The sequence below is a fragment of the Pseudomonas sp. genome, from assembly GCF_051660785.1.
In the GTDB taxonomy this organism is placed as follows: domain Bacteria; phylum Pseudomonadota; class Gammaproteobacteria; order Pseudomonadales; family Pseudomonadaceae; genus Aquipseudomonas.
The window spans coordinates 63,607-89,195 of record NZ_JBOFQE010000001.1; the positions used below are offsets into that span (position 1 = coordinate 63,607).

Here is a 25,589-nt window from a genome sequence, read left to right on the forward strand (position 1 = left end):
GATCAAAATACCTGACCGATAGTTCAAGCAATCGCCGAAGCCTGCATTGGCGCCGACGGATAAACCGTCTGTTGCTGCTCAATCCACGCATTCAGGTTGGCCCCGACCATGCCCTTGCGCCACATCAACCAGGTCGTCGCGTGGGCAAACGGCTCCGCCAACGGGTGCACCGCCACGCTTTCGCGGCCCGGCAGGCTGGCGAGCATCGACTCCGACATCAGCGCCACGCCAGAACCGGCAATCACACACGCCAACATTCCCGGATAGGACTCGATCTCCATCGCCCGGCCCATGGCCGCGTGGTCATGGGCGAACCAGGCTTCCAGACGCATCCGGTACGCGCAGCCCTGACGAAAGGTAAACACCGACCTCCCTTCCACATCCAGCGCACTGCGAATGGGTGGATGATCGGCCTCGCTGATCAGCACCAGCCGCTCGTCGCATAACGGCACGCCGTCCAGGCCGGCCAGTTCCAGCGGGCCATCCACCAATGCTGCATCGAGACGACCGGTGAGCAAGCCTTCAAGCAGTTCGCCACTTGGTCCGGATTGCACTTGCAGGTTCACCGCCGGATAAGTGCGGTGATAACGCGCCAGCAACCCCGGCAGATGAATCGCTGCCGTGCTGTACATGGTGCCCAGCACGAAGTCACCGGCCGGTTGCCCGCCCTGCACCGCCGCCTGGGCTTCGTCGCGCAAGTTGAACAGCTTGGCGGTGTAGTCCAGCAGGACTTTTCCCGCAGGTGATAACTGCAAACGCTGACGCTCGCGGACGAAAAGCTCTATGCCCAGCTGCTCTTCAAGTTGTTTAAGCCGCGTCGACAGGTTCGACGGCACCCGATGCAAACGTTCGGCAGCACGGGTGATCGAGCCCTCCTGCGCCACCGCCTGGAAAATCCGCAATTGACTGAATTCCACGATGCTCTCCAATTCAGAACAAGTTGCTCACTATTATTCATTTTAAAAGAAAGTCAATCAGTCCTAGCCTGACGGTCATTGATCCATTGCCGGAACCCCATTCATGTCTCCGCTGATTCGCTTACTCGCCAGTTTTATTGCCCTGATGATGGCCATGGGTATCGGACGCTTCGCGCTCACGCCGCAAATGCCGCATTTGCTCAGTGAAGGTCAGATCGACCTGACCGCCGCCGGGCTGATTGCCGCCGCCAACTACCTCGGCTACTTCGTCGGCGCCGTGGACGCCATGTTCTCTCGCCGCCCCGAACAGGTCTGGCGGCGACTGCTGGGTGGTTTGTGGCTGTGTGTGCTGCTGACGCTGGCGTCGTTCTGGGCCAACGGCTTCTGGTCGCACCTGGTGCTGAGATTCGGTACCGGCGTGGCCAGCGCCTGGGTGCTGGTGATGATTACGGCGTTGAGCCAGCCACTGGCAGCGGCAGCTGGGCGCCCGCGCCTTGGCGCCTTGGTATTTGCCGGACCGGGTCTGGGGATTTTTCTGACAGGATTGTTGGCCTTAGGCTCGCACCTGCTGGGTCAGACATCTGCAACCTTGTGGCTGGTGTATGCCGTCGTCGCACTGGTGATGCTGTTGGGAATTCTGCCATTTTTGCCGCAAGCCACGCAGGCTGTCGTTGCTGCACCGAGCGCAGTCACTTCGCGACATCAAGGCATTGGCCGATTAGGGGTGATCTACGGGTTGTACGGTTTGGGCTACATCATCCCCGCCACTTTTCTCTCGCAAATGGCCAGCGCCCAGTTTCATGGCCAATGGCAGGCCGACCTGTTCTGGCCGTGCTTCGGCCTGGCGTCTGCCATCGGGGTGCTGCTGGTCAGTCTGCGTCGAGCCCATACGAATGGCACCCGCCACTGGCTGATTGTGACCTTATGGCTCCAGGCCGCCGGCGTCTTCGCCTGCCTGCTGAGCAGCGGGCCGGGCCTGGCGCTGGGGGTGATTCTATGCGGCACGCCGTTCCTGGCCTGTATGCAATTGGTGATGCAGCGCTCCCGGGAACTGGCGCCCCACGCCACTCAACGCAACGCCGGGATGCTGACGGCGTGCTTTGCCGTGGGTCAGCTCGCGGGGCCGTTGTTGGCGGCGATGAGCAGCCATTTCAGCGGTGGTTTGCAGCCCGCACTGGTAGTCGCCGGCACCGGTTTGCTTGTCGCCGGCGGGTTGTTGTTGCGTCCTTTCACTGCTGCCCAAGGGCTTTGCGCAAACGACGGCGCACCCACTGCTCCGCGCTGACAAACGTGATGCCCAGCAGCACCAGCACGGCACCGATGACGAAGTTCAGGCTCAACTCTTCGCCCAGCAACACCACGCCGAACGTGACACCGAACAGCGGTGTCATGAACGAAAACACCGCCAGGTTCGCGGCCAGATAACGGCGCAACAACCAGAACCAGGTCAGGTAGCTGAAGAAGGACACGACCAATCCCTGAAACAACACACTGGCCACCGCGACGGTGGTCAGGCTGACATGGGTCACCTGGCCACTGAGGATAGCGATCAGCAGCAGCCCGACGAATCCGACGATCAATTGATAAAACAGGGTCAACGTGACCGGGGCTTCCGACAGTCGCGAGGCGCGCACCACCACCGTTGTCGCGCCCCAGGAGGCGCCGGCCAGCACGCCCAATGCATCGCCCATCAACATGCGGTGATCTAGATTGTCCCAGGACACGCCGCCGGCAAACGCGATGGCGATCCCGACAAAGGCGAGGAAAATCCCCAGCCACTGGACGGGTCTCAAACGTTCGCTCGGCAGTAGCCAGTGCACACCCAACGCAGTGAAAATCGGCGCGGTGTAGAGAAACACCGACATGTGTGCGGCCGTGGTCAGTTGCAAGCCTTCGGAGATGAAGAAGAACTCCAGGCCAAACAGCGCACCGGCCAGCAAACCGCCGCGCCAGGTGCTACCGACCTGGTCCCAGCCGCCCTTCCAGCAGATCAACAATCCTACGAGCAACGCGGAAATACCCGACCGCCCCGCCGCCTGCATGACCGGCGCGATGTCGGGCGCCGCCCATTTGATCATCACCTGCTGCACGCCCCAGATCAGGCACAACCCGATCATCACTTGCAGGGCAAACCCATCGGCGCTACGCCGGGTGGCGCTCACCGGAAGACCTCGACAACACTCGACATGGCAGTGATCCGACAGTAAAAAACAAAGCCCCGGCGCAAGTCGGGGCCTTTTTGTCACAGTCCAGCCCGATGTAATCGCATTACACGGGCCGATGCGAGGTCAGCTTAGTTCAATGCGATCGGCATGAATGACGATCTGGCCATTCTTGTACAGCGCACCGATGGCTTTCTTGAAGTTGCCTTTGCTGACACCAAACATGCTGGTAATCACTGTCGGGTCGCTCTTGTCGCTGACCGGCAGGCTGCCATTGTTTTCACGCAACTTGGCGAGGATCTTCGAATTGAGGCTGGTGGCGGCTTCTTCGCCTACCGGTTGCAGGCTCAGGCTGATCTTGCCATCGGCACGGACTTCTTTGATAAAGCCCTTTTCTTCCTTGCCGGCGCGCATGAACTTGAAGATTTCGTTCTTGTGGATCAGGCCCCAGTGTTTGTTGTTGATGATCGCCTTGAAGCCCATGTCGGTCGCTTCGGCTACCAGCAAATCAACTTCCTGACCTGGGGTGTAGTTGGCCGGGGTTTTGTCGAGGTAACGGTCCAGGCGCGCCGTCGCGGTGATGCGGCGGGTGTGCTTGTCGAGGTAGACATGCACCACGACATATTCACCGGCCGTCATCTGGCGTTTTTCTTCGGAGTACGGCAGCAGCAGATCCTTCGGCAGACCCCAGTCCAGGAAAACACCGATGCTGTTGACTTCAACGACTTTCAAACTGGCGAATTCACCGACCTGAACTTTCGGCTTTTCGGTAGTTGCGATGAGTTTGTCATCGCTGTCCAGATAAATAAAAACGTTGAGCCAATCTTCATCTTCACTGGGAATATCTTTGGGGATATAACGATTAGGCAGGAGGATCTCGCCCTCCGCGCCACCGTCAAGATATAAACCGAAGTTAGTGTGTTTAACCACTTGCAAACTGTTGTAGCGCCCGACTAAAGCCATTTCCAATACCCTCATTGCGTGGGCGGCATTCTACCCGTTTTTGCGGGCGGCGTTTCCGTGGCCAGCCCGGTGACAGCAGAAATTCTCCTGAAAGCCTTAATTTTCCTGGGTTTTGCCTTAGGCGTTTGGCCGCTCGTCAGGCCGAACGCGCGAAAATCCCCTTTGCCGGCCCCTCGAAAAATCTTATTTTTCTACCGTCGTTTTTAGTTAAAACAGCGGCTTAGGGGTGTATTTCGGATAATAACTTGTGATGAATTACGCCCCTACGATGTGTATTTTGAGGGGATATTTGCCAAGCAATTGTCAAGTATTTCCTGTACGATGCCTGGCCAAGTTAATTTTCTACAGGTTAATGGCCGCCATGCGTGTAAAAGCATCCAACAGCAAAGCAAAGCCAGCTCCAGCCGTTGAAACCAGCGAATCTATCAACAACCAGATTGCTGCGTTCCTCAAGTCCGGCGGCGAGATCCAGCAAATTGCCAAAGGCGTCAGCGGCCAGACGTTCGGCCCGTCCAAGCAGATCACTTTGGGCAAGAAGTAACCCCAAAGATCCGCCGCGTCACCTGGTCCATAAGCGCTTTGAGCTTCGAAGCGCTTGGACTGGAACCCCCTCGTAACACCCCGCCAATCACACCCATATTTCAAAAATCGACGAACGGCACTCGATGCCGAACATTCGCCGGTATGCTTGCACACGTCTAGATCAAGCGTTTCAGTAGGTTTTCGTTCCTGCTCCCCGCTGTCATGGAGTGACGCATGCTCAAACCCTCCTGTTTATTGCTCGGCACCCTACTGTCGTGTTCCGTCGCCAACGCGCAAATATTCCAGCGTGAATTGGGTGACTTCGATCTCAAACTCGGCACCACCCCCAGCCGCAGCATGGCCCAGGGTCTGGTCAAGCCTTCCAGCACCGGCTCGTTCCACGGCGGCCTCGACCTGAGCCACGACAGCGGTTTTTACGTGGGGCAATGGGCACCGAGCATGGGCTTGACGCCGGGAGCCAACCTGGAAGTCGACTCCTACATGGGCTTTAAACAGCCTTTCGATAACACCCTCGGGTACGAAGTCGGCATGATCCGTTACAGCTATCCAAAAGTGGACACCCTCGACAGCCAGGAGCTGTTCGGTGGCCTGACCTTTCTCGGCAGCCGCTTCGGCGCCGCGTTCAGCAACGACCCGGACAAACAGAACAGCACCGTTTTCGCCGACCTGGGCGGTAACCAGCCATTCGGCATCGGGATCAGCATGAAATACACCACCCACCAGCTCAACACACCAGCGTCGGTCGACGGTGGCTATATCGGCAGCTTTACCGACTGGTCGGTACAACTTTCGCGGCCGTTCATGGGCGTCGACCTCAACCTGATCTACAGCGACTCAAGCCTCAGCGGCAGCGACTGTTCCGCCTACTCCGGGCACAACAGCCAATGCGACGGGCTGGTCACTCTCAAGGCTGAACGCGCCTTCTATTGATCGGCTGAACTGCGGGGCACATTCTGCGTTCACATAAGAATCCACCCAAGAAGCCAGAACTTCGCAAGGATTCGCCCATGTCGCGCTGGTTGAAGTATCTCGCCGTCATCATCACCCTCAGTCTCGCCCTCGGCGCCTGTAGCCGGGTGGGCCTGGCCTACCGCAACCTCGACGTGATCATTCCGTGGACGCTCAGCGACTACCTGGACATGAACGGCGAACAAAAAGGCTGGTTCAACGAGCGCCTCAGTGAACACCTGAGCTGGCACTGCACTACGCAACTGCCGGGCTATCTCGACTGGCTCGATCGCTTGCAGACTATGGTCGAGACCAACCAGGTCACCGATGCCGCGCTGCAAACCCGCACTCAGGAAGCCAAAGCCGCCATCGCCCAGACCGCCCGAGAAATCACGCCCTCAGCCATCGAGTTATTACAGGGGTTGGATGACAAGCAAGTCGCGGAGATGAACGACGCCTTCGCCAAGGACCAGCGCAAACGCCAAGAGGATTACCTTAAACCGTCTCTCGATCAGCAGATCAAGCAACGCGCCGAGCGCATGGAAAAGCGCCTGAATGACTGGCTTGGCCCGCTCAGTCCGACCCAGCAACAACGGGTGGTGACATGGTCGAATGCGTTGGGTGACCAGAACACGCAATGGATTGCCAATCGAGTCCATTGGCAGAAGCAGTTCAGCGCGGCGGTTGCGCAGCGCCAGAGTCCGCAATTCCCACAGCGCATCGAGACGCTTCTGGTGAATCGCGAGAGTTTATGGACGCCGGAGTACCGTCAGGCTTTTGCCAACACTGAAGCACAGGCACGAAGCTTGTTTGTGGATTTGATGGCTGAAAGTACACCGGCTCAGCGCCAGCGCTTGTTGAAGAAAATTGAAGGAGTGCGCAAGGATTTCAACGATTTGAAATGCCTGAAAGCCGCCCAGCAAAGCTAGGCCCAATACAAATCAAAATGTGGGAGTGAGCCTGCTCGCGATTGCGGAGTATCAGACAACGACGATGTCGAATGACACTCCGCAATCGCGAGCAGCCTCACTCCCACTTTGGTAATGGGTGGGTCTCAGGCAATCTGCGCCTTCGAAGCCACCTCATCAAACGTCACCTCATCCAGCGCATCTTCCTGCTCATCCAATACCTGGCGCGGATGGTCATTACCCGGAATGCTGCTGTCGATCAGGCTCAACAGACTCGAGCCCCGCTGGGTCAAAATATAGTTGGAACCGGTGCCGCCCTGCTCTTCCGGCCGAGGCTCGATATACCCGCGCTCCAACAGTAACTTTTCGTACTCGCCAGCCACTGCTTTCAGGTGATCGAGGTTTTCCGTTTCCTCACCTTCCGTAGCTTTCTCAGCCGCGTACTGCTCGGCATAGGGTCGTGGCGTGAAGCTGCTGTCACCTTTCTGCACTTCGTGCAGCAAGCGTTCAATCAAATCCCAGTTGTAAGTTGTCATCCTGATTCAACCTCCAAAGCCTGTGAGTGAGATGGCCTTCCTAAGTTGTGACCGGCGCGGTGAGCAGCCGTTCAGCCGATGTTTTCGGGGCCTCCGATCGGCGGTATGTCGAATTGGGCACAGGTCAAACGACTAGGCTGTGTAAGTCACCTCCCAGCCCCACCGCAGGAGAATCCCAATGAACATTCAGAATCATCCCGTCGTGTCCCGCGAAGAATGGCTCTCCGCCCGCAAACAACACCTGGCCCACGAAAAAGCCTTCACCAAAGAACGGGACAAACTCAGCGCCGAACGCCGCGCACTGCCCTGGGTGAAAATCGACAAGGACTACCACTTCCAGGGCCCCCAAGGTGAACTGAAACTCGCCGACCTGTTCGGCGTCCGCAGCCAATTGGTCATCTACCACTTCATGTTCGCCGCCGGATGGGACGAAGGCTGCCCCGGCTGCTCATTCCTGTCCGACCACATCGACGGCGCCAACCTGCATTTGGCCCACCATGACGTCGCCTTGGTGGCGGTTTCCCACGCGCCGTTCGCCGAATTCCAGGCCTTCAAACGGCGCATGGGCTGGAAATTTGACTGGGTGTCGTCAGAAGGCTGCGATTTCAACTACGATTTCGGCGTCTCCGCCCGAGCCGAAGACGTCGCTGCCGGCAAAGCCACCTACAACTACGAAAAATCCGACGGCGCCGAAGAAGAACTCCCAGGTCTCAGCGTGTTTTATCGCAATGAAACGGGCGACATCTTTCACACTTATTCCACTTATGCCCGAGGTCTCGATTTGCTGGTCGGCGCCTACAACTACCTCGACCTCACGCCCAAGGGCCGTAACGAGGAGGAAATCATGGAATGGGTGCGGCACCACGATAAATACGAAGACAAGACGTCATCCAGCTGCTGCCATGGGGGATAGTGCGCGCTAAAACACATAACAACTTCTGGGCGCGATGTCTCGAACCGCCACGACCGGATTACGCCATCGGCCGTGGTGTACACCGGGTAGCTGCAATCGAACAGCGAGTTGAAGTAGTAACGATTGCCATCGCCCTCGACCGCTCGCTCATAGCGGTGTACGTGATTGTTCGGGGACCACAACATGAGCTGGCAGCGAACATCGCAGGGGCTGTTCTCGAGGTCGAGTATTGGTTGTCCTACCAGGCTGTTGGCGCTGTCGCTCCACAGTGGACAAGAGGGATCGCAAGCGGTAGCGACAGGGTTAGCCCCCATTAACCACCAAAAATCATTTCATCATCCCCACTTAGCTTTTGCTCATAAGTATTCTTCTAGCCTTTGTCCCGTCCGCGCAATACCTCTATCGAACTCCATAGAGGAGGTAACCCTATGGACTTGACCTGTTCATTGAATGCCAGACAGAAAAGCTGAACTTTCGGCCTTGCGCAGCCTCCACCGTTTAACCGCCCAACACGGAACTCGAGGCTTTCCATGAAAACGCTAATGACGCTCTCCCTCGTAGCCACATTTGCCTGCGCCCTCCCCGCCTGGGCCTGCACTCCCGAGGAAGCAACGGCCAAGCGCGAACAACTGGCCAAGGAAGTGACCAGGCTCACCGAGCAGAACCCGGCCAAGGCCAAAGAAATCAACGCTGAATTGCAGAAGATGGATTTGGGCACGGCCAGCGCGGATCTACCCGATAAGTGCCAATTGATAGATCAGCGGTTGAAAGAGCTGAAGACGGCGGATAAAAAGGCCGAGAGCTGAAACCAAGCGGTGCTCAAATCCAGGCTGATCAGCCTGAACAACCCTTTGTTGACGACACCTGCGGGCTGCAGGGGAGCTGACAAACGCTTGACGTAAAAAAACCCGGACACTGTCCGGGTTTTTTATGGATTGCTACGGCAAATACCAGTCAGTCAGGCGCGACGATGACACTGTGGCGAGGGAGCTTGCTCCCGCCGGACTTCGCAGCAGTCCCTTCTTTTTAGGGCCGCTTCGCGACCCAGCGGGAGCAAGCTCCCTCGCCACAAAAGCTCCCTCGCCACAGGTTTTGTGCTCGCCGCACTTTAACTGACTGACAGCGCTTTATTCAGCAGCCGGCGCTTCCGGCTTGCGGCGCTTGAGCGGCGCCATGCCGTCCTTGCTGACCAGCGACAGAGCGTCGGTCTTCGGGCGGTTGGCGATCTTGCGCTTGGTCGGCGCCTTGGCACCGGTTTTTTTCTTGTCACCCTTGGCGTCGACTTTTTTCTTCTTCACGCCAACGGCCTTGCCCGAGGCCTTGACCTTTTTCGGTCCGCCGTAGGTGCCTTTGACTTCCTTGATGGTGCGGCGCTCAAAGCTCTGCTTGAGGTAGCGTTCGACGCTCGACATCAGGTTCCAGTCGCCGTGGCAGATCAGCGAGATGGCCAGGCCATCGTTGCCGGCGCGGCCGGTGCGACCGATGCGGTGAACGTATTCGTCGCCGCTGCGCGGCATGTCGAAGTTGATCACCAGGTCCAGACCTTCCACGTCGAGGCCGCGGGCGGCGACGTCGGTGGCGACGAGGATTTTCACGCCGCCCTGCTTCAGGCGGTCGATGGCCAGCTTGCGGTCTTTCTGGTCCTTGTCGCCGTGCAACACGAACGCTTTATATTCCTGCGCCACCAGACGGCCGTAAATGCGGTCGGCCATGGCCCGCGTGTTGGTGAACACGATGGCCTTCTGATAGGTCTCGTTGGCCAGCAGCCAGTTCACGATCTGTTCTTTGTGCTGGTTGTGATCAGCGGTGATGATCTGCTGACGGGTGGTCGCGTTCAGATCGCTGACGTTGTTCAGCTGCAAGTGTTCCGGATTGTTCAGGACCTTGGCGACCATCTCACGCAGGCCCGAACCACCGGTGGTGGCGGAGAACAACATGGTCTGCTGACGGTTGGAGCATTCTTCCACCAGACGCTGCACGTCTTCGGCAAAGCCCATGTCGAGCATGCGGTCGGCTTCGTCGAGCACCAGCACTTCAACTTCTTTCAAGTCGAGGTTGCCAGCGTTCAGTTGCTCGATCATCCGGCCCGGCGTACCGATCAGGATGTCCGGCACCTTGCGCAGCATGGCGGCCTGGACCTTGAAGTCTTCACCGCCGGTGATCAGGCCGGACTTGATGAATGTGAATTGCGCGAAGCGCTCGACTTCCTTGATGGTCTGCTGGGCCAGCTCGCGGGTCGGCAGCAGGATCAGGGTCTTGATGCTGACACGGACTTTGGCCGGGCCGATCAGACGGTTGAGGATCGGCAAAACGAATGCAGCGGTCTTGCCGCTACCGGTTTGCGCTGTCACCCGCAGGTCACGCCCTTGGAGCGCCAGCGGAATAGCCGCTGCTTGCACTGGCGTTGGCTCGACAAATTTAAGCTCGGCCACGGCTTTGAGCAGGCGTTCGTGCAGGGCGAATTGGGAAAACACGGGTGCTACCTCGAAGAAATACAAAAAAACAGCTGCATAGGGTAACGGTTTCGAGCGCCGAGGCCGAGTTTCTTTATGCAAACGACGATAAACAGTGGCTTTTTTGTTGCCTGATTTGTCTCCAAACGTCATGCAAAGCGTCTTAAATGCTCTAATCGCCCCGTCGCGTCCCACAGAAGAACCGTTTTTGCCCATGGATATCAAACAGCTCTGGCTCAACGCCCAAGACCTTTGGGGTGCCCTCGATCAGCACCCGCTCCTGCATTCCAGCCTGGCGCTGATCCTGCTGCTGGTGGTGGCGCTGGTCCTCGGACGAGTGGCGCGCTACCTCATTATTCACGCGACCAAAATGCTCGGCCGCCAACCGGCGCTGCACTGGATCAACGACTTTCGGCACAACAAGGTCTTTCATCGCCTGGCGCAAATGACGCCGTCACTGGTGATCCAGTTCGGCCTGTACCTGGTGCCGGAGCTGAGCAAGACCAGCCTGATTTTTCTCGGCAACGTCGCACTGGCGTTCACCATTCTGTTCCTGGTGCTGGCGGTCAGCGCCCTGCTCAGTGCCTTGCTGGACATCTACGCCCGCACCGAACACGCCCGCACCCGCTCGATCAAAGGCTACGTGCAGCTGGCGAAAATGGTCTTGTACGTGTTTGGCGCAATCATCATTGTCGCGACGCTGATCGACCGCTCGCCACTGTTGCTGCTGTCGGGCCTGGGCGCGATGTCGGCGGTGATTCTGTTGGTCTACAAGGACACGCTGCTGTCGTTCGTCGCCAGCGTGCAGCTGACCAGCAACGACATGCTGCGAGTCGGCGACTGGATCGAAATGCCGCAAGTGGGTGCCGACGGCGATGTGGTCGACATCACGCTGCACACGGTGAAGGTGCAGAACTTCGACAAGACCATCGTTTCGATTCCGACCTGGCGCCTGATGTCCGAGTCATTCAAGAACTGGCGCGGCATGCAGCAGTCCGGCGGACGACGGATCAAGCGCAGCCTGTTCATCGACGCCAGCGGTGTGCGCTTCATCCGCGATGACGAAGAATTGAAGCTGAGTCAGGTGCACCTGCTGACCGATTACATCAGCCGCAAACAGGCCGAACTCAAGGCCTGGAACGAGGCTCAGGGCAACGTCGCGGCGATGTCGGCCAACCGCCGGCGGATGACCAATATCGGCACCTTCCGGGCCTATGCGCTGGCGTATCTGAAGAGCCACCCGGAGGTCCAGCCGAACATGACCTGCATGGTCCGCCAGATGCAAACCACCGCGCAGGGCATTCCGCTGGAAATCTACTGCTTCACCCGCACCACGGCGTGGGCGGATTACGAGCGGATTCAGGGGGATATTTTCGACTACCTGTTGGCGGTGCTGCCGGAGTTTGGGTTGAGTCTGTATCAGCAGCCGAGTGGTGGTGACCTGAGGGCTGGGCTGCTCCCGGCCATGTTAGGCGCGAGCCATATTCCCGAGCCCGAAAAACACATCATGTAACTCCGCAAATCAAATGTGGGAGCCGGCTCGCTCCCACAGGGTTCAGTGTGCGAGTGCCGGTTTGCGCATACCCAACCGACTGATCCACACCGCCATCAAAATCACCGATCCACCAAAGAACAACCGGCCCAGCTCTTCATGCTGATTCCAGATCAGCAAGTTGATCAGCAACCCCACTGGCACATGCAGGTTGTTCATCACCGCCAACGTCCCGCCATTCACCAGGCACGCGCCCTTGTTCCACCAGTACAACCCCAACGCGGTCGAGACCAGGCCGAGGAACAGCAGCACGCCCCATTGCAGCGGTGCCTCAGGCAGGAAATTCTGTTTGCCGAACATCAGGAACGCCGGCAAGGCCACTGCCAGCGCGCCCAGGTAGAAGTAGCCGAAGCGTCGGTAATGCGGCAGATCGCTCGGATGACGCGCCACCAAATGCTTATAAAGCACTTGCCCGGCGGCGTAGGTGAAGTTGGCCAGTTGCAGCAGCAGGAAGCCCATGAAGAAGTCCGGATTGATCCGGTCGTAACGAATCACCGCTGCGCCAAGCACCGCGACCAATGCCGCCACCAGCGCCCACGGATTGAAGCGCCGGTTCAGGGCATCTTCGATCAGCGTCACATGCAGCGGTGTGAGGATGGTAAACAGCAGCACTTCCGGCACCGTCAGCACCCGGAAGCTCAGGTACAGACAGACGTAGGTCACGCCGAACTGCAACGCGCCGATCAGCAGCATGCCGCGCATGAACGCCGGTTCCACCGAACGCCAGCGTGTCAGTGGAATAAACACCAGCCCCGCCAACAACACGCGCACCAGCACTGCAAAGTAACTGTCGACATGACCGGCCAGGTATTCGCCGATCAGACTGAAGGAAAACGCCTGGATCAGCGTGACAAAAAGTAGATAGCCCATGCTCGCCTCGTTTCGAATGGCGGCGACGATAGCGGGTTTTGCCCGTCACCGCGAATTGCCGGCCACTTATGGATTCCCTATGGAAAGAGCCTTTGTGGCGAGGGGATTTATCCCCGTTGGGCTGCGAAGCGGCCCAAAATTCGGAATCGGCGGTGTGTCAGGTACACCACAAACAATGGTTTACGACTACTTCGTAGCCGAACGGGGATAAATCCCCTCGCCACAGGGGCCCGCTCCCATAGGGGATCTGTGCTAATCCGCCAAATCGCGGGCAAAAAAAAGCCCGATCTCGCTAAAGCGTTCAATCGGGCGACAGCACTCAGGAGCAACAAGTGCAAAGGGAGGTTCGATGTGCGTAAAGCCTTGAAGGGGTTGCGCCAGGCCACTTGAACATTAAGGGATTATCTGGCGATTAAAGCCTCAAGCCACTTGAGATAGCCTGGCGTTGGCCTGGTTCAGGCCCTTCTCCTGGAAGTCACCGCCCAGGTTCATGCCTTCAGCGTGAATGAAGGTCACGTCGTGAATCCCGATGAAACCCATCACCTGACGCAGGTACGGTTCCTGGTGATCGGCGGTGCTGCCGGCGTAGATCCCGCCGCGAGCGGTCAGCACGTAGGCACGCTTGCCGCTGAGCAAACCTTGCGGACCGGTCTCGGTGTACTTGAAGGTCACGCCAGCACGCAGCACATGATCGAGCCAGGCTTTGAGGGTGCTCGGAATGGCGAAGTTGTACATCGGCGCGGCCATGACCAGGACATCGGCAGCCAGCAGTTCGTCGGTCAACTGGTTGGAGCGCTCCAGCGAGACCTGTTCGATGTCGCTGCGCTGTTCTGCAGGTTTCATCCAGCCGCCCAGCAGGTTGATGTCCAGATGCGGCACGGGGTTGACGGCGAGGTCACGCACGGTGATCTGGTCGTTCGGGTGAGTGGCTTTCCACTGGCTGATGAATGTCTGGGTCAGCTGGCGGGAAACCGAGTCTTGCTGACGGGCGCTGCTTTCGATGATCAGAACGCGTGACATGGGATGTAGGCTCCATCTGAGAATGCTGTAAGGCGATGGAGTGAAGGTTAAACAGAGTCATATCGATGAAAAAGCGCAAATAACTGCTACAACCCATCAATAAATTCGTTTATAAGCTGAGCATGCCGCTCTGTGGAAGCGAGCTTGCTCACTCCCACAGTGGATTTCATTTGGGCGTGCAGGTCAGCTCGATACGCAGCTTGATAATGCTGCGGGTGAACTTGGCAGTGGCGTTTTTATGCTTGCCCGCGGACACGTCAATCTTGCGGGTCCGGGGCGCTTCCGGGCCATTGATGAAAACGGCCTTGCAACTGGCATCGACATCGCCGTAGTTAGCGACCTGGATGGAACCGATGTCGTTATCCGTGTCGAAGGTTTCGTAGTCGATTTTCATGCCATTGAGGTCTTTCTTCACCTCGATCGGATAAGCAAACGCGGTCAGCGGCAGCATCGCCAACAGCACACAACAGAATTTTCTCATTCAGCAGTCTCCAATAAGGACTGCCAGCTTAGGACAAGAGGAGCTATTCATGAAAGCGCCCCGCGTGACCCTTGATCAATGGCGAACCTTGCAAGCCGTGGTCGACCACGGCGGTTTCGCCCAGGCCGCCGAAGCGCTGCACCGTTCGCAATCCTCGGTGAGCTACACCGTGGCGCGTATGCAGGACCAGCTCGGCGTGCCGCTGTTGCGCATCGACGGCCGCAAAGCGGTGCTGACCGAGGCCGGCGGCGTGTTGCTGCGCCGCTCGCGGCAACTGGTGAAACAGGCCAGCCAGCTGGAAGACCTGGCCCATCACATGGAACAAGGCTGGGAAGCCGAAGTGCGGCTGGTGGTCGACGCTGCTTACCCAAGCGCCCGCCTCGTCCGCGCGTTGACCGCATTCATGCCGCAAAGCCGTGGCTGCCGCGTGCGTCTGCGCGAAGAAGTGTTGTCGGGTGTGGAGGAAGTCCTGCTTGAAGGCGTGGCAGACCTGGCAATCACCGGTTTCAGTATTCCGGGCTATCTGGGTGCGGAGTTGAGTGACGTCGAATTCGTCGCCGTCGCTCACCCCGAACACCCGTTGCATCGGCTGAACCGCGAACTGAACTTCCAGGATCTGGAAACCCAGATGCAAGTGGTCATCCGTGACTCCGGTCGCCAGCAACCACGGGACGTCGGCTGGCTCGGTGCCGAACAGCGCTGGACCGTCGGCAGCCTGGCCACCGCAGCGACGTTTGTCAGCAGCGGACTGGGTTTCGCCTGGCTGCCCCGGCACATGATCGAACGCGAACTAAGGGAAGGCACGCTCAAGCTGCTACCGTTGGATCAGGGTGGCAGCCGCAACCCGAGCTTCTATCTGTATTCGAACAAGGAAAAACCCCTGGGCCCGGCGACGCAAATTCTGATCGAGCTGCTGCGCACCTTCGACACGGCGCCGCTGGATGCGCCGTTCGCCGCCCCTGAACAAGCCTGACACGGAGTACCCGCATGGCCTATTTCGAACATGAAGGTTGCAACCTGCACTATGAGGAATACGGTCACGGCACGCCGTTGCTGCTGGTCCACGGGCTGGGTTCCAGCTCCCTGGACTGGGAACGGCAGATCCCGGCGCTGTCTGCCCGATACCGCGTGATCGTTCCGGATGTTCGGGGTCACGGTCGCTCCGACAAACCCCGGGAGCGTTACAGCATTGCCGGGTTCAGCGCCGACCTGATCGCCCTGATCGAACATTTGAACCTCGGTCCGACACATTATGTGGGACTTTCGATGGGCGGCATGATCGGTTTTCAGCTGGCCGTGGACCAGCCGCAACTGCTTAAAAGCCTGTGCATCGTCAACAGCGCCCCCGAGGTCAAACTGCGCAGCCGCGATGACTATTGGCAGTGGTTCAAACGCTGGAGCCTGATGCGTGTCCTCAGTCTGGCCACCATCGGCAAGGCCCTGGGCGCCAAGCTTTTCCCCAAACCCGAACAAGCTGATTTGCGTCAAAAGATGGCCGAGCGCTGGGCAAAAAACGACAAACATGCTTATCTCGCCAGCTTCGATGCCATCGTTGGCTGGGGCGTTCAGGAACGACTTTCCAGGGTCGCCTGTCCAACCCTCATCGTCAGCGCCGACCGCGATTACACGCCGGTATCGTTGAAGGAAACCTACGTAAAACTGCTGCCCGATGCGCGGCTGGTGGTGATCGCCGATTCGCGCCACGCCACCCCGCTGGATCAAGCCGAACGCTTCAACCAAACCCTGCTCGAGTTTCTCACCGCAGTCGACACCACCCCACTCAGGATCACTGACCCATGCTGAAAAAAATCGCCCTCGTCGCCGGCTCCGTTCTGTTTGCCGCCAACCTGATGGCCGCAACGCCCGCCGCCAAGGCGCCGCACGTGTTGCTGGAAACCACCAACGGTCAGATCGAAATCGAACTGGACCCGGTCAAGGCCCCGATCAGCACCAAGAACTTCCTTGATTACGTCAACAGTGGCTTCTACAACAACACGATTTTCCACCGTGTGATTCCTGGGTTCATGGTCCAGGGCGGTGGTTTCACTCAACAAATGCAGCAGAAAGAAACCAAGGCACCGATCAAGAACGAATCCAAAAACGGCCTGCATAACGTGCGTGGCACGTTGTCCATGGCCCGAACCTCCAATCCTGATTCAGCCACCAGCCAGTTCTTCGTCAACGTCAAAGACAACGACTTCCTCGACAGCGGTGATGGCTACGCCGTGTTCGGTAAAGTCGTCAAAGGCATGGACGTGGTGGACATCATCGTCAATACGCCAACCACCACTCGCGGCGGCATGAAAGACGTACCGGCCGACCCGGTGTTCATCAAATCGGCCAAAGTCATCAACTAATCTGCACAGGAGTGCTTGAGCGGCAGCCGGGATCCGGTGCCGCTCATATTGTTTAAAGGAGAGCCCGTGCGCGGGCGGAGAACTGATGCTTTATCGCCGTTTTGAACAACTGATCGACATATTCCGCGACGCTCCGACGGCGGCTCCGCCCGACCGTGTTTTCCCCTTCTATACCTATTACCTGAAGCAGGTCTGGCCGAGTTTCGCCGCCCTGCTGACCGTCGGCCTGTTCGGCGCGCTGATCGAAGTCGCGCTGTTCAGCTACCTGAGCCGCATCATCGACCTGGCCCAGGGCACGCCGAACGTCAACTTCTTCAAGGAACACGGCATCGAACTGGCCTGGATGGCCGTGGTGGCGCTGATCCTGCGCCCAGTGTTCGTAGGCCTGCATGACTTGCTGGTGCACCAGACCTTGAGCCCCAGCATGACCAGCATGATCCGCTGGCAGAACCACAGTTACGTACTCAAACAGAGTCTGAATTTCTTCCAGAACGACTTCGCCGGCCGCATCGCCCAACGCATCATGCAGACCGGCAACTCGTTGCGCGATTCGGCTGTGCAAGCGGTGGACGCGCTGTGGCATGTGCTGATCTACGCGATCAGTTCCCTGGTCCTGTTCGCCGAAGCCGACTGGCGCCTGATGATCCCGTTGCTGAGCTGGATCGCCGCGTACATCGGTGCGCTCTGCTACTTCGTGCCACGGGTCAAGGAGCGCTCGGTGGTGTCCTCGGATGCCCGCTCCAAACTCATGGGCCGCATTGTCGACGGCTACACCAACATCACCACGCTGAAACTGTTCGCCCACACCAATTTCGAACAGCAATACGCCAAGGAAGCCATCGAAGAACAGACGGTGAAAGCCCAACTGGCCGGCCGCGTGGTCACCAGCATGGACGTGGTCATCACCAGCATGAACGGCCTGTTGATCGTCAGCACCACCGGCCTGGCCCTGTGGCTATGGACACAGTCGCTGATCACTGTAGGCGCAATCGCCCTGGCCACTGGCCTGGTGATCCGCATCGTCAACATGTCCGGCTGGATCATGTGGGTGGTCACCGGAATCTTCGAAAACATCGGCATGGTCCAGGACGGTTTGCAGACCATTTCGCAACCGGTCAGCGTCACCGACCGCGATCAAGCCCAACCGCTTGCCGTCGCCCGTGGCGAAGTGCGTTTCGAGCATGTGGATTTTCACTACGGCAAGAAAAGCGGGATCATTGGTGACCTCAACCTGACGATCAAGCCTGGTGAGAAAATCGGTTTGATCGGACCGTCTGGCGCGGGCAAATCGACCCTGGTCAATCTGCTGCTGCGTCTTTATGACGTGCAGGGTGGGCGAATCCTCATCGATGGGCAGGACATTGCCGAAGTCGGCCAGGAAAGCCTGCGTGAGCGCATTGGCATGATTACCCAGGACACCTCGCTACTGCACCGCTCGATCCGCGACAATTTGCTGTACGGCAAACCTGACGCCACCGACGCCGAACTCTGGGAAGCCGTGCACAAGGCGCGCGCCGATGAGTTCATACCGTTGCTGTCGGACGCCGAAGGCCGTACCGGTTTTGATGCGCATGTCGGTGAACGCGGGGTGAAACTCTCCGGTGGTCAACGTCAGCGGATTGCGATTGCCCGGGTGTTGCTCAAGGATGCGCCGATCCTGATCATGGACGAGGCGACCTCGGCGCTGGACTCGGAAGTCGAAGCCGCGATCCAGGAAAGTCTCGAAACCCTGATGCAGGGCAAAACCGTGATCGCCATCGCCCACCGGCTCTCGACCATCGCCCGGATGGATCGGCTGGTGGTGCTGGAAAAAGGCAAGATCGCCGAAACCGGCACCCACGCCGAACTGCTGGCGCATGGCGGATTGTATGCGCGTCTGTGGCAGCACCAGACGGGCGGATTTGTCGGTATCGATTAATTCAAATTAACCACCCAACCCTGTGGAAGCGAGCTTTGGTGGCGAGGGAGCTTGCTCCCGCTGGACAGCGTAGCTGTCCCGTTGACAAAAAACTTCGTTGCGTCAGACAAACCAGGCTACCTGAATTTACGACTGCTGCGCAGCCGAGCGGGAGCAAGCTCCCTCGCCACCAAAGCCCTCTAAACTAAAAAAAACCGCCAGAGCCCTCTAACCACAGGCCCTGGCGGTTTTTTTGCGCGCTGGAAATCCCTAAAAACCCTGCTGTACTCAGCCAAGGTTCTGGAGTTGAGCCTGTCGTAAGCCTGCAGGAAGCATCACGCGATACAGTCTCGATAGGTCGCCTATCAAGGACGCTCTCATGTCTCTGTTCAAACGTTCAGTCACTGAGTTGTTAGGTACGTTCTGGCTGGTACTGGGTGGTTGTGGCAGTGCGGTGCTCGCTGCGTCTTCTCCCCTTGGGATCGGTGTGCTGGGTGTGGCCATCGCGTTTGGTCTCACCGTGTTGACCATGGCGTTCGCCATTGGCCATATTTCCGGTTGTCACCTTAACCCCGCGGTTTCCGTAGGCCTGTGCGTCGGCGGCCGGTTTCCGGCCCGGGAGTTGCCTGCGTACATCATCGCCCAGGTGATTGGCGGCATAATCGCCGCCGCGCTGATTTTCTACATCGCCAGCGGCAAGGAAGGCTTCGACCTCTCCGCCGGCCTGGCCTCCAACGGCTACGGCGAACACTCCCCCGGCAAATATTCCATGGCCGCAGGCTTTGTCTGTGAACTGGTGATGACCGCAATGTTCGTGCTGATCATTCTCGGTGCCACCGATAAACGCGCGCCTGCCGGGCTGGCTCCGATTGCCATCGGCCTGGCGCTGACGCTGATTCACTTGATCTCGATTCCCGTCACCAACACTTCGGTCAACCCGGCCCGTAGTACCGGACCGGCATTGATAGTCGGGGGCTGGGCCATCGCGCAGTTGTGGATGTTCTGGGTAGCGCCGCTGCTGGGTGCGGTAATTGGCGGCGTAGCGCATCAATGGTTAGGCAAGGAACACAGTTAATGCTTTGTGTGAAGTGAGGATCTTTCTGCTCGCAAGCACAACTAAGATCCTCACATTAAAATCTGCACCTCAAGTTGCTCATTAAACTATCAACTAAAAAAACAAACAGACACAAACCCTTTCTTACTCTCTCACAAAAACCAAGATACTCTTTCTGCGTAACAGCATGATCTACCCGTTAAAAAATATCGCCAGAAAAACCAACTAGCAAAGGATTGCCATGAACCACTTTAAAGCTGCACTTTTTTTGATCCCCCTGAGCCTGGTACTTTTTCAGGGACATGCTTACGCAACAAGTATCGAAGAACACATCAGAATCGAAAGTGCGAAAATTGAATATGAATACAACTGCACGGTAAACGGCACGATCGACGACAACGAATCGACCTACACAGCCAACACCCTGGATGAAGCACAGGCGCGTGCCATTGCAAAATCGGTTTCAAGCAATGCCTATTGCGCAAGACCCAAGTATCAATACAACTGCTTCTTCCCCAAGAATAACAACATACCGCTCTCTGGCTCGATCACTTACCCTTACTGGTCAAATAGCCCGACGCTCAGTGAATTCAAAAACTCTGAAACCGGAAAAAAACTTTTAGGTTGCCAAGCGCCATGGTGGTAATTACATCCGCCTTCTAACTCAACCTGATGCTTGACTGCCAACAATAAGGCCCTTCATTGAAGGGCCTTATTGTATAAACACTGACATCAAGTCTGACGATAAGGCAGTGCCGCACTGGCTTGCTCGGCGTAAGCCAGCACGCCGACCCTTTCCTGTTCGAGAAAGTCCTTTACCGCCGCTTTCAATCCCGGGTGACGCAAGTAGTGCCAGGAATGCGTGATCACCGGCTCAAACCCGCGAATCAACTTGTGCTCGCCTTGGGCACCGGCATCAAAACGCCGTATGCCATTGGCAATCGCGTAGTCCATGCCCTGGTAGAAACAGGTCTCGAAATGCAGACGGTCGAACTCCGCGAGGCAGCCCCAGTAACGTCCATAAAAGCTGTCGCCGCCCACCAGGCTGAAGGCCATGGCCACGGGGCGTGAGCCTTGTCTGGCCAGCACCACACGAATGGATTCGGGCATGCGCTCGGCCAGCAGACTGAAAAACTCCCGCGTCAGATAGGGCCTTTGCCGGCGCACCGCGTAGGTATTGGCGTAGCAGGCATAAACAAAATCCCATTGCGCCTGATCCAGTTGCCCGCCTTCAAGCCATTCGAAATCAAACCCCTGCCCCGCCACTTGCTCGCGTTCCTTGCGCATCTGCTTGCGTTTGCGGGAACTGAGGACGTCGAGGAAGTCCTGAAAATCCCGATAACCGCGATTCTGCCAGTGATACTGACAGCCGATGCGCTGTAGCCAGCCGGGTTGTTCGGCCAATGCCGCATCGGTGAAAGGGTCCGTGAAGTTGATGTGAGCGCTGGAGAGCTCTTCGATCTCTAGGTAGCCCGGCAAGCTCTTCATTAATTCAAAGCCATCCTCGACCGTGGCCGCCAGCAAACGCGGCCCGCTGACCGGACTGAACGGCACGGCGGACAACAGTTTGGGGTAATAGTCGATGCCGGCACGCTCGCAGGCATCGGCCCAGGCGTGATCGAACACGTACTCGCCATACGAATGCCACTTGCGGTAACCGGGCAGCGCGGCGATCAGCCGCCCTTCTTCGATGTGCAATAGGTGTTCGGGCTGCCAGCCGGAATGAGGACCGAGGCTGCCGCTGTCTTCCAGCGCGCTGAGAAAGGCATGGCGCAGGAACGGCTGATTATCCGGCACCAGGGCATCCCACGTGTGCGGACCAATATCGGACAGGCTTTCCAGACGTTGCAGCGGCATCGACACCCTCTCTACTTCTTCGCGTAACAGCCCGGCGAGTATCGCCTATCGCCAGCCATTGCACATCCGTCAAAACCGCCGACAGGGCTCTGGATCAAAAGTTCAGACAGTCTTTGTATCGTCATCGAGACGCCATCACTTTGCCACTGCTCTGTCATAAACGATCGCGATACTGGCGCCAGTTTTTAGAGCGTCGGGTTCTACCCGGCCACTGTTTCCGTCCGTCAATGGTCGGTTGTGTCCCGGATGGCTCAGTCATCCCCTTACATCTTCGGAGATTGATATGCGTCTTGCTTCCACGAAAACTGCGGCAGCCCTGTGTGGCGGTCTGCTGCTGGCCTTGAGTGTTCCGGCCAGCGCCGCAGTCGACGCCAAACTGCTCGACATGCTTAAGGCAAACGGCTCGATTACCAACGCGCAATACAGCGAACTGCAAGCCGAGCTGGCCAGGGATCAGAAAGACCAGCAAATCGCCCGTCAGGCTCAGCAAGAGACCAACGAGCAAATCGCGGCCACCGCGAAGAAAACCAATGAACTGAGCACCTTCGACCAGAAACTGGCCTGGGCTGCCAAAACCCAATTCAAGGGTGACGTGCGTTTCCGTCAGGAGACGGTCAAGAACGATGGCGTTTCCAACAATCGCGACCAGGATCGTCAGCGCGTTCGTGCCCGCCTGGGTGCCTATACCGAGATCAACCCGCAAGTCGACACCGGTATCCGTATCGCCACCGGCAACAACGACGACGCCCGCTCCACCAACCAGAGCCTGGACAACTACTTCGACAAGAAGTCGATCTGGCTGGACCAGGGTTACGTCGACTACCACCCGGACTTCGCCAAAAACCTGCACATCGTTGGCGGCAAGATGCCACAGCAATGGGTGAGCATGGGCGACATCATCTGGGATAGCGATATCAGCCCGGAAGGTCTGGCACTGACTTACAAATACCCGCTGGGCGCGAGCACCGAGCTGTTCGGCAGCGCCGGCCACTACACCCTAAAGGATAACGTCGACGGCGACGGCGTGCAGTTCAAGCACGACCTGCGACTGTACGCTGGCCAGTTGGGTGCGCGTTTCGCCCTTACCGACAACCTGAAACTGACCCTGGGCGGCAGCGTATACGGCTACGACAACGACGACGACATCACCGCAGGCGGCACCAGCATCCCATCCGTGCTGGCCACCAACGGCAACACCCCGAACGAGCAATTCAAGCTGTACGAAGGCTTTGGTCAGATCGACATCACCGGCCTGCCACTGCCGCTGTCGCTGTACGGTCAGTACGTCAACAACAAAGATGCCAGCAACGATCAGGATTCTGCCTGGCTGGCCGGTGTAAAGACCAAGTTCTACGGTTTCGCCGTGGACTACAACTATCGCGACGTACAGCGTAACGCCGTGGTCGGTGCCTTCACCGACTCCGACTTCGCCAACGGTTTCACCGGTTCGCGTGGCAGCAAGTTGAAAGTGAGTTACGAGCTGGACAAGAACTTCGCCCTGGGTGCGACGTATTTCATGGCTAACTCTGACTACACCAACGCCACCCTCAAGGACTCGGATATCAACACCCTGCAACTGGATGCCGAAGCCAAGTTCTAAGCAGTACCGTTGCACGCCTCAGGCCATGGAATGCCTGAGGCGCTTTACAGTCCGGCGTGGATGGATCGATCCCCATCATCCGTTCGATGCATCCACGCCGGCCTGCTTCTCTTCCCTGCGATGGCGCCACGAATCTACGGAATGTCCTTGCGACGCTCCGCAGCAAGACGTTCGGCAAGTGCATCGACCTCTGGCACAGCCTCCTCTGGCAAAACGCGCAGCGTTGCCTGCATCAAGCGCATCTGACGAATGAACCGCCGGCAATTGGGGCAGAACATTAAATGATGGCGCATCAACAACTTCTCCCGAAAGCTCAACTGGCCATCGAGATAATCGCTGGAACGTGCCACTTGCTCCTTACAGGTCAGCATTCACCGGTTTCCTCAAAGTGTTCTACGGTCGCAAAGACCTTCAAACGTGCCCGATGCAGCAGCACGCGAACATTGGAGAGCGAGATTTCCAGAAGATTACAGATCTCTTCCAGCTCCAGGCCCTGACGTTCGCGAAGTAACAGAACGCTGCGTTGCAATTCCGGCAAGCTTAGCAAGGTGTGCTCAAGGCATTCGCGCAGCTCGTTTTGGGTGAGCAACGCTTCCGGGGTGTCCTGATGCCAGGCGAACGGTGCCACCAGCCAGTGGCCGTCTGCAGTAGAAAAACGATCGTCATCAACGGTGCCATGCGGCGACGGAAGGTCATCGAGCAAGACTTCCCGACGATTCTGTTTGTAGCGCCCCTTTGCCGAGTTTGCGGTGATCGTCAGTAACCAGGTCTTGAGGCTCGAACGCCCTTCAAACTTATTGAGGTTACGCACCACCGACAGCCAGGCATCCTGCACCACCTCATCGGCATGCCGATTGCCAACGATGGCGTAGGAAACTGCGCGCATGGGGCTCTGGTAGGTGCTGACCAACTCTTTGAACGCCTGTTGCTCGCCTGCCAGCAATCGCTCCAGCAGTTGCGCGTCGTCGGCTGCCATTCACAAATTCCTTGTCCTGACCTCAAAAACGAATCAGCAGGACTTCACCGTAGGCAAAGTCCTGCTGTCATTTGCGAAAATTACAGCGTTCTGGCTGTTCCGACTGTAGGAAAAGCCACCGCGAATCAGAGGAAAAAACGACAGCCGTCCACCTCAACGCTTGCGCAAAATCACGCTACCAATCGAGTAACCCGCGCCGAACGAGCTGAGCACGGCCAGGGAACCGGCGGCCAGATCATCCTGATGCTTGTGAAACGAGATCACTGAGCCGGCGGAGCTGGTATTGGCGTAGGTGTCGAGAATCACCGGCGCTTCTTCTTCGGTGGCTTCGCGGCCCAGCAGTTTCTTGACGATCAGGTGGTTCATGCTGAGGTTGGCCTGGTGCAACCAGAAGCGCTTCACATCGCTGACGTTGAGCTTGTTCTCTTCCAGGTGCGTGGCGATCAGTTCGGCCACCATCGGACAGACGTCGCGGAACACCTTGCGGCCTTCCTGCACGAACAGTTTGTCCTTGGCACCGATACCCTCTTCCGCCGCGCGGTTGAGGAAGCCGAAGTTGTTACGGATGTTGTTGGAGAACTTGGTCAGCAGTTTGGTGCTGACCACGTCGAACTGATGCTTGGACGTCGCCTGGTCCGCACGCTCGATGATCACCGCGGTGGCCGCGTCGCCGAAGATGAAGTGGCTGTCACGGTCGCGGAAGTTCAGGTGACCGGTGCAGACTTCCGGGTTGACCATCAGGATCGCCCGGGCCTGGCCCAGTTGCACGCTGTTGGCGGCCGCCTGGATGCCGAAGGTCGCCGAGGAGCAGGCAACGTTCATGTCGAAACCGAAACCCTGGATGCCCAGTGCTTCCTGGACTTCGATGGCGATGGCCGGGTAGGCGCGCTGCAGATTGGAGCAGGCGACGATGACGCCATCGATGTCGGCAGCGGTTTTACCGGCACGCTGCAAGGCTTGTTCGGCGGCGCCGATAGCCATCTGGCAGAGCACTGACCACTCGTCATTGGACCGCTCTGGCAGACGCGGGGCCATGCGTTTCGGGTCGAGGATGCCGTCCTTGTCCATGACAAAGCGGCTTTTGATCCCGGAGGCTTTTTCGATAAACGCGGCGCTGGATTCGGTCAACGCTTCGACTTCGCCACGGGCGATGGCGTCGGAATTGTCGGCGTTGAATTGCGCGACGTAAGCGTTGAAAGACTGCACCAGCTCTTCATTGGAGATGCTGTTGGCCGGGGTGTACAGGCCGGTGCCGCTGATGACGACGTTATGCATGGTCGTTTCTCTAATCTGTTCAGGCAGAAAGCGTTGGCACCGACGTACCAACACACAAAGGGTCTTTCCCGTCACGGGAAGCACACCTGGCATCGCTTTATTCCGTACCGCCCGAACCTTGAGAGGCTCAAAACCGCGGGACCGGCGTTTATAGGCGCGAAGTTTGCCATAAACATTGGGTTTTGGCCCTATTTGCTGGATGACTCCTGCCTACAGGCAATACAAAAACCTGTGGGAGCGAGCCTGCTCGCGATGGCGGCCTGACATGCAACATGGATGTTGAATGTGATGGCCCCATCGCGAGCAG

The 25,589-nt window shown here is 58.0% G+C and carries 25 protein-coding genes and 1 pseudogene; 14 read left to right on the forward strand and 12 right to left on the reverse strand.

The features are described 5' to 3' along the window. Nucleotides 1-23: 23 nt before the first annotated feature. On the reverse strand, nt 24-917 hold the full coding sequence (gene ptrR, locus ACRC4F_RS00270) for a putrescine utilization regulator PtrR (RefSeq protein WP_438657583.1): 894 nt from the start codon (nt 915-917) through the stop codon (nt 24-26). 103 nt (nt 918-1,020) lie between these two features. Between ptrR and ACRC4F_RS00275 the strand changes: the two genes are divergently transcribed. Then, complete coding sequence (locus ACRC4F_RS00275; protein WP_438657584.1) at nt 1,021-2,202, forward strand: MFS transporter; 1,182 nt, start codon at nt 1,021-1,023, stop codon at nt 2,200-2,202. Here the strand turns inward: ACRC4F_RS00275 and ACRC4F_RS00280 are convergent. Both ACRC4F_RS00280 and ACRC4F_RS00285 read right to left on the reverse strand, forming a co-directional pair. After that, nucleotides 2,147-3,079, reverse strand: a complete 933-nt coding sequence (locus ACRC4F_RS00280) for a DMT family transporter (RefSeq protein WP_438657585.1) — start codon at nt 3,077-3,079, stop codon at nt 2,147-2,149. The two genes, ACRC4F_RS00275 and ACRC4F_RS00280, sit on opposite strands and share 56 nt — an antisense overlap. Nucleotides 3,080-3,205: 126 nt before the next feature. After that, nucleotides 3,206-4,042, reverse strand: a complete 837-nt coding sequence (locus ACRC4F_RS00285; RefSeq protein ID WP_438657586.1) for a CvfB family protein — start codon at nt 4,040-4,042, stop codon at nt 3,206-3,208. 352 nt (nt 4,043-4,394) lie between these two features. On the opposite strand from ACRC4F_RS00285, the gene ACRC4F_RS00290 reads away from it, so the two are divergent. The 3 genes from ACRC4F_RS00290 to ACRC4F_RS00300 all read left to right on the forward strand — a co-directional run bounded on the left by ACRC4F_RS00290 (nt 4,395) and on the right by ACRC4F_RS00300 (nt 6,462). Further along, nucleotides 4,395-4,583, forward strand: coding sequence for a hypothetical protein (locus ACRC4F_RS00290; protein ID WP_017337097.1), 189 nt, complete (start codon nt 4,395-4,397; stop codon nt 4,581-4,583). A gap of 215 nt (nt 4,584-4,798) precedes the next feature. After that, nucleotides 4,799-5,515 (forward strand): TorF family putative porin, encoded by a 717-nt coding sequence (locus ACRC4F_RS00295; protein WP_438657587.1) that lies wholly within the window; start codon nt 4,799-4,801, stop codon nt 5,513-5,515. A gap of 77 nt (nt 5,516-5,592) precedes the next feature. After that, nucleotides 5,593-6,462 carry a DUF6279 family lipoprotein gene (locus tag ACRC4F_RS00300; protein ID WP_438657588.1) on the forward strand — a complete coding sequence of 290 codons (870 nt, stop codon included), beginning with the start codon at nt 5,593-5,595 and terminating at the stop codon, nt 6,460-6,462. A 125-nt stretch (nt 6,463-6,587) separates the two neighbouring features. On the opposite strand, the gene ACRC4F_RS00305 is transcribed toward ACRC4F_RS00300, so the two are convergent. Continuing rightward, nucleotides 6,588-6,977 carry a transcriptional regulator gene (locus tag ACRC4F_RS00305; protein WP_438657589.1) on the reverse strand — a complete coding sequence of 130 codons (390 nt, stop codon included), beginning with the start codon at nt 6,975-6,977 and terminating at the stop codon, nt 6,588-6,590. A 178-nt stretch (nt 6,978-7,155) separates the two neighbouring features. Here ACRC4F_RS00305 and ACRC4F_RS00310 point away from each other — a divergent pair, with 178 nt between their 5' ends. Beyond that, complete coding sequence (locus ACRC4F_RS00310; RefSeq protein ID WP_438657590.1) at nt 7,156-7,890, forward strand: DUF899 domain-containing protein; 735 nt, start codon at nt 7,156-7,158, stop codon at nt 7,888-7,890. A gap of 530 nt (nt 7,891-8,420) precedes the next feature. Then, entirely contained in the window at nt 8,421-8,696 is a 276-nt protein-coding gene (locus ACRC4F_RS00315) for a hypothetical protein (RefSeq protein WP_438657591.1), read from the forward strand. A gap of 321 nt (nt 8,697-9,017) precedes the next feature. On the opposite strand, the gene ACRC4F_RS00320 is transcribed toward ACRC4F_RS00315, so the two are convergent. Next, nucleotides 9,018-10,364, reverse strand: a complete 1,347-nt coding sequence (locus ACRC4F_RS00320; RefSeq protein ID WP_310659967.1) for a DEAD/DEAH box helicase — start codon at nt 10,362-10,364, stop codon at nt 9,018-9,020. A gap of 193 nt (nt 10,365-10,557) precedes the next feature. Between ACRC4F_RS00320 and ACRC4F_RS00325 the strand changes: the two genes are divergently transcribed. After that, nucleotides 10,558-11,856: a mechanosensitive ion channel family protein gene (locus ACRC4F_RS00325; protein ID WP_438657592.1), complete on the forward strand. Its 1,299-nt coding sequence runs from the start codon at nt 10,558-10,560 to the stop codon at nt 11,854-11,856. Nucleotides 11,857-11,898: 42 nt separating this feature from the next. On the opposite strand, the gene ACRC4F_RS00330 is transcribed toward ACRC4F_RS00325, so the two are convergent. The 3 genes from ACRC4F_RS00330 to ACRC4F_RS00340 all read right to left on the reverse strand — a co-directional run bounded on the left by ACRC4F_RS00330 (nt 11,899) and on the right by ACRC4F_RS00340 (nt 14,266). After that, the gene (locus tag ACRC4F_RS00330) at nt 11,899-12,765 is read right to left on the reverse strand and encodes a carboxylate/amino acid/amine transporter (RefSeq protein WP_438657593.1); all 867 of its coding nucleotides are present in this window, start codon (nt 12,763-12,765) and stop codon (nt 11,899-11,901) included. Between the two features lie 420 nt (nt 12,766-13,185). Continuing rightward, nucleotides 13,186-13,785: an FMN-dependent NADH-azoreductase gene (locus ACRC4F_RS00335; RefSeq protein WP_438657594.1), complete on the reverse strand. Its 600-nt coding sequence runs from the start codon at nt 13,783-13,785 to the stop codon at nt 13,186-13,188. Nucleotides 13,786-13,951: 166 nt separating this feature from the next. Further along, the gene (locus ACRC4F_RS00340) at nt 13,952-14,266 is read right to left on the reverse strand and encodes a 3-phosphoglycerate kinase (protein WP_438657595.1); all 315 of its coding nucleotides are present in this window, start codon (nt 14,264-14,266) and stop codon (nt 13,952-13,954) included. Nucleotides 14,267-14,315: 49 nt separating this feature from the next. On the opposite strand from ACRC4F_RS00340, the gene ACRC4F_RS00345 reads away from it, so the two are divergent. From ACRC4F_RS00345 to ACRC4F_RS00370, 6 genes and pseudogenes are all read left to right on the forward strand, one after another. Then, nucleotides 14,316-15,239, forward strand: a complete 924-nt coding sequence (locus ACRC4F_RS00345; RefSeq protein ID WP_438657596.1) for a LysR family transcriptional regulator — start codon at nt 14,316-14,318, stop codon at nt 15,237-15,239. A 14-nt stretch (nt 15,240-15,253) separates the two neighbouring features. Continuing rightward, nucleotides 15,254-16,059, forward strand: a pseudogene (locus tag ACRC4F_RS00350) (alpha/beta fold hydrolase). Between the two features lie 3 nt (nt 16,060-16,062). After that, nucleotides 16,063-16,623, forward strand: coding sequence for a peptidylprolyl isomerase (locus ACRC4F_RS00355; RefSeq protein ID WP_438657597.1), 561 nt, complete (start codon nt 16,063-16,065; stop codon nt 16,621-16,623). An 85-nt stretch (nt 16,624-16,708) separates the two neighbouring features. Further along, on the forward strand, nt 16,709-18,541 hold the full coding sequence (locus tag ACRC4F_RS00360; RefSeq protein ID WP_438657598.1) for an ABC transporter ATP-binding protein: 1,833 nt from the start codon (nt 16,709-16,711) through the stop codon (nt 18,539-18,541). A gap of 358 nt (nt 18,542-18,899) precedes the next feature. Further along, nucleotides 18,900-19,595 (forward strand): aquaporin Z, encoded by a 696-nt coding sequence (gene aqpZ, locus ACRC4F_RS00365; protein WP_438657599.1) that lies wholly within the window; start codon nt 18,900-18,902, stop codon nt 19,593-19,595. 220 nt (nt 19,596-19,815) lie between these two features. Further along, a complete protein-coding gene (locus tag ACRC4F_RS00370; protein ID WP_438657600.1) occupies nt 19,816-20,220 on the forward strand; it encodes a hypothetical protein in 405 nt (134 codons plus the stop codon). An 86-nt stretch (nt 20,221-20,306) separates the two neighbouring features. On the opposite strand, the gene ACRC4F_RS00375 is transcribed toward ACRC4F_RS00370, so the two are convergent. Beyond that, a complete protein-coding gene (locus ACRC4F_RS00375) occupies nt 20,307-21,431 on the reverse strand; it encodes a GNAT family N-acetyltransferase (RefSeq protein ID WP_438657601.1) in 1,125 nt (374 codons plus the stop codon). 283 nt (nt 21,432-21,714) lie between these two features. Between ACRC4F_RS00375 and ACRC4F_RS00380 the strand changes: the two genes are divergently transcribed. Beyond that, the gene (locus tag ACRC4F_RS00380; RefSeq protein WP_438657602.1) at nt 21,715-23,031 is read left to right on the forward strand and encodes a putative porin; all 1,317 of its coding nucleotides are present in this window, start codon (nt 21,715-21,717) and stop codon (nt 23,029-23,031) included. A gap of 134 nt (nt 23,032-23,165) precedes the next feature. Here ACRC4F_RS00380 and ACRC4F_RS00385 read toward each other — a convergent pair whose 3' ends face one another. From ACRC4F_RS00385 to ACRC4F_RS00395, 3 genes are all read right to left on the reverse strand, one after another. After that, nucleotides 23,166-23,402 (reverse strand): anti-sigma factor family protein, encoded by a 237-nt coding sequence (locus ACRC4F_RS00385; protein ID WP_438657603.1) that lies wholly within the window; start codon nt 23,400-23,402, stop codon nt 23,166-23,168. Next, nucleotides 23,396-24,007: an RNA polymerase sigma factor gene (locus tag ACRC4F_RS00390; RefSeq protein ID WP_438657604.1), complete on the reverse strand. Its 612-nt coding sequence runs from the start codon at nt 24,005-24,007 to the stop codon at nt 23,396-23,398. The genes ACRC4F_RS00385 and ACRC4F_RS00390 overlap by 7 nt, the downstream gene beginning before the upstream one ends. A 153-nt stretch (nt 24,008-24,160) precedes the next feature. Continuing rightward, a complete protein-coding gene (locus tag ACRC4F_RS00395; RefSeq protein ID WP_438657605.1) occupies nt 24,161-25,282 on the reverse strand; it encodes a beta-ketoacyl-ACP synthase III in 1,122 nt (373 codons plus the stop codon). Nucleotides 25,283-25,589: the final 307 nt, after the last annotated feature.

What these genes read in the sequence shown, in the direction of transcription:
- ACRC4F_RS00275 (WP_438657584.1), top strand. Translation starts at nt 1,021, where the DNA reads ATGTCTCCGCTGATTCGCTTACTCGCCAGTTTTATTGCCCTGATGATG.
- ACRC4F_RS00285 (WP_438657586.1), bottom strand. Translation starts at nt 4,042, where the DNA reads ATGGCTTTAGTCGGGCGCTACAACAGTTTGCAAGTGGTTAAACACACT.
- ACRC4F_RS00290 (WP_017337097.1), top strand. Translation starts at nt 4,395, where the DNA reads ATGGCCGCCATGCGTGTAAAAGCATCCAACAGCAAAGCAAAGCCAGCT.
- ACRC4F_RS00295 (WP_438657587.1), top strand. Translation starts at nt 4,799, where the DNA reads ATGCTCAAACCCTCCTGTTTATTGCTCGGCACCCTACTGTCGTGTTCC.
- ACRC4F_RS00300 (WP_438657588.1), top strand. Translation starts at nt 5,593, where the DNA reads ATGTCGCGCTGGTTGAAGTATCTCGCCGTCATCATCACCCTCAGTCTC.
- ACRC4F_RS00305 (WP_438657589.1), bottom strand. Translation starts at nt 6,977, where the DNA reads ATGACAACTTACAACTGGGATTTGATTGAACGCTTGCTGCACGAAGTG.
- ACRC4F_RS00310 (WP_438657590.1), top strand. Translation starts at nt 7,156, where the DNA reads ATGAACATTCAGAATCATCCCGTCGTGTCCCGCGAAGAATGGCTCTCC.
- ACRC4F_RS00315 (WP_438657591.1), top strand. Translation starts at nt 8,421, where the DNA reads ATGAAAACGCTAATGACGCTCTCCCTCGTAGCCACATTTGCCTGCGCC.
- ACRC4F_RS00325 (WP_438657592.1), top strand. Translation starts at nt 10,558, where the DNA reads ATGGATATCAAACAGCTCTGGCTCAACGCCCAAGACCTTTGGGGTGCC.
- ACRC4F_RS00330 (WP_438657593.1), bottom strand. Translation starts at nt 12,765, where the DNA reads ATGGGCTATCTACTTTTTGTCACGCTGATCCAGGCGTTTTCCTTCAGT.
- ACRC4F_RS00335 (WP_438657594.1), bottom strand. Translation starts at nt 13,785, where the DNA reads ATGTCACGCGTTCTGATCATCGAAAGCAGCGCCCGTCAGCAAGACTCG.
- ACRC4F_RS00340 (WP_438657595.1), bottom strand. Translation starts at nt 14,266, where the DNA reads ATGAGAAAATTCTGTTGTGTGCTGTTGGCGATGCTGCCGCTGACCGCG.
- ACRC4F_RS00345 (WP_438657596.1), top strand. Translation starts at nt 14,316, where the DNA reads ATGAAAGCGCCCCGCGTGACCCTTGATCAATGGCGAACCTTGCAAGCC.
- ACRC4F_RS00355 (WP_438657597.1), top strand. Translation starts at nt 16,063, where the DNA reads ATGCTGAAAAAAATCGCCCTCGTCGCCGGCTCCGTTCTGTTTGCCGCC.
- ACRC4F_RS00360 (WP_438657598.1), top strand. Translation starts at nt 16,709, where the DNA reads ATGCTTTATCGCCGTTTTGAACAACTGATCGACATATTCCGCGACGCT.
- aqpZ (WP_438657599.1), top strand. Translation starts at nt 18,900, where the DNA reads ATGTCTCTGTTCAAACGTTCAGTCACTGAGTTGTTAGGTACGTTCTGG.
- ACRC4F_RS00370 (WP_438657600.1), top strand. Translation starts at nt 19,816, where the DNA reads ATGAACCACTTTAAAGCTGCACTTTTTTTGATCCCCCTGAGCCTGGTA.
- ACRC4F_RS00375 (WP_438657601.1), bottom strand. Translation starts at nt 21,431, where the DNA reads ATGCCGCTGCAACGTCTGGAAAGCCTGTCCGATATTGGTCCGCACACG.
- ACRC4F_RS00380 (WP_438657602.1), top strand. Translation starts at nt 21,715, where the DNA reads ATGCGTCTTGCTTCCACGAAAACTGCGGCAGCCCTGTGTGGCGGTCTG.
- ACRC4F_RS00385 (WP_438657603.1), bottom strand. Translation starts at nt 23,402, where the DNA reads ATGCTGACCTGTAAGGAGCAAGTGGCACGTTCCAGCGATTATCTCGAT.
- ACRC4F_RS00390 (WP_438657604.1), bottom strand. Translation starts at nt 24,007, where the DNA reads ATGGCAGCCGACGACGCGCAACTGCTGGAGCGATTGCTGGCAGGCGAG.
- ACRC4F_RS00395 (WP_438657605.1), bottom strand. Translation starts at nt 25,282, where the DNA reads ATGCATAACGTCGTCATCAGCGGCACCGGCCTGTACACCCCGGCCAAC.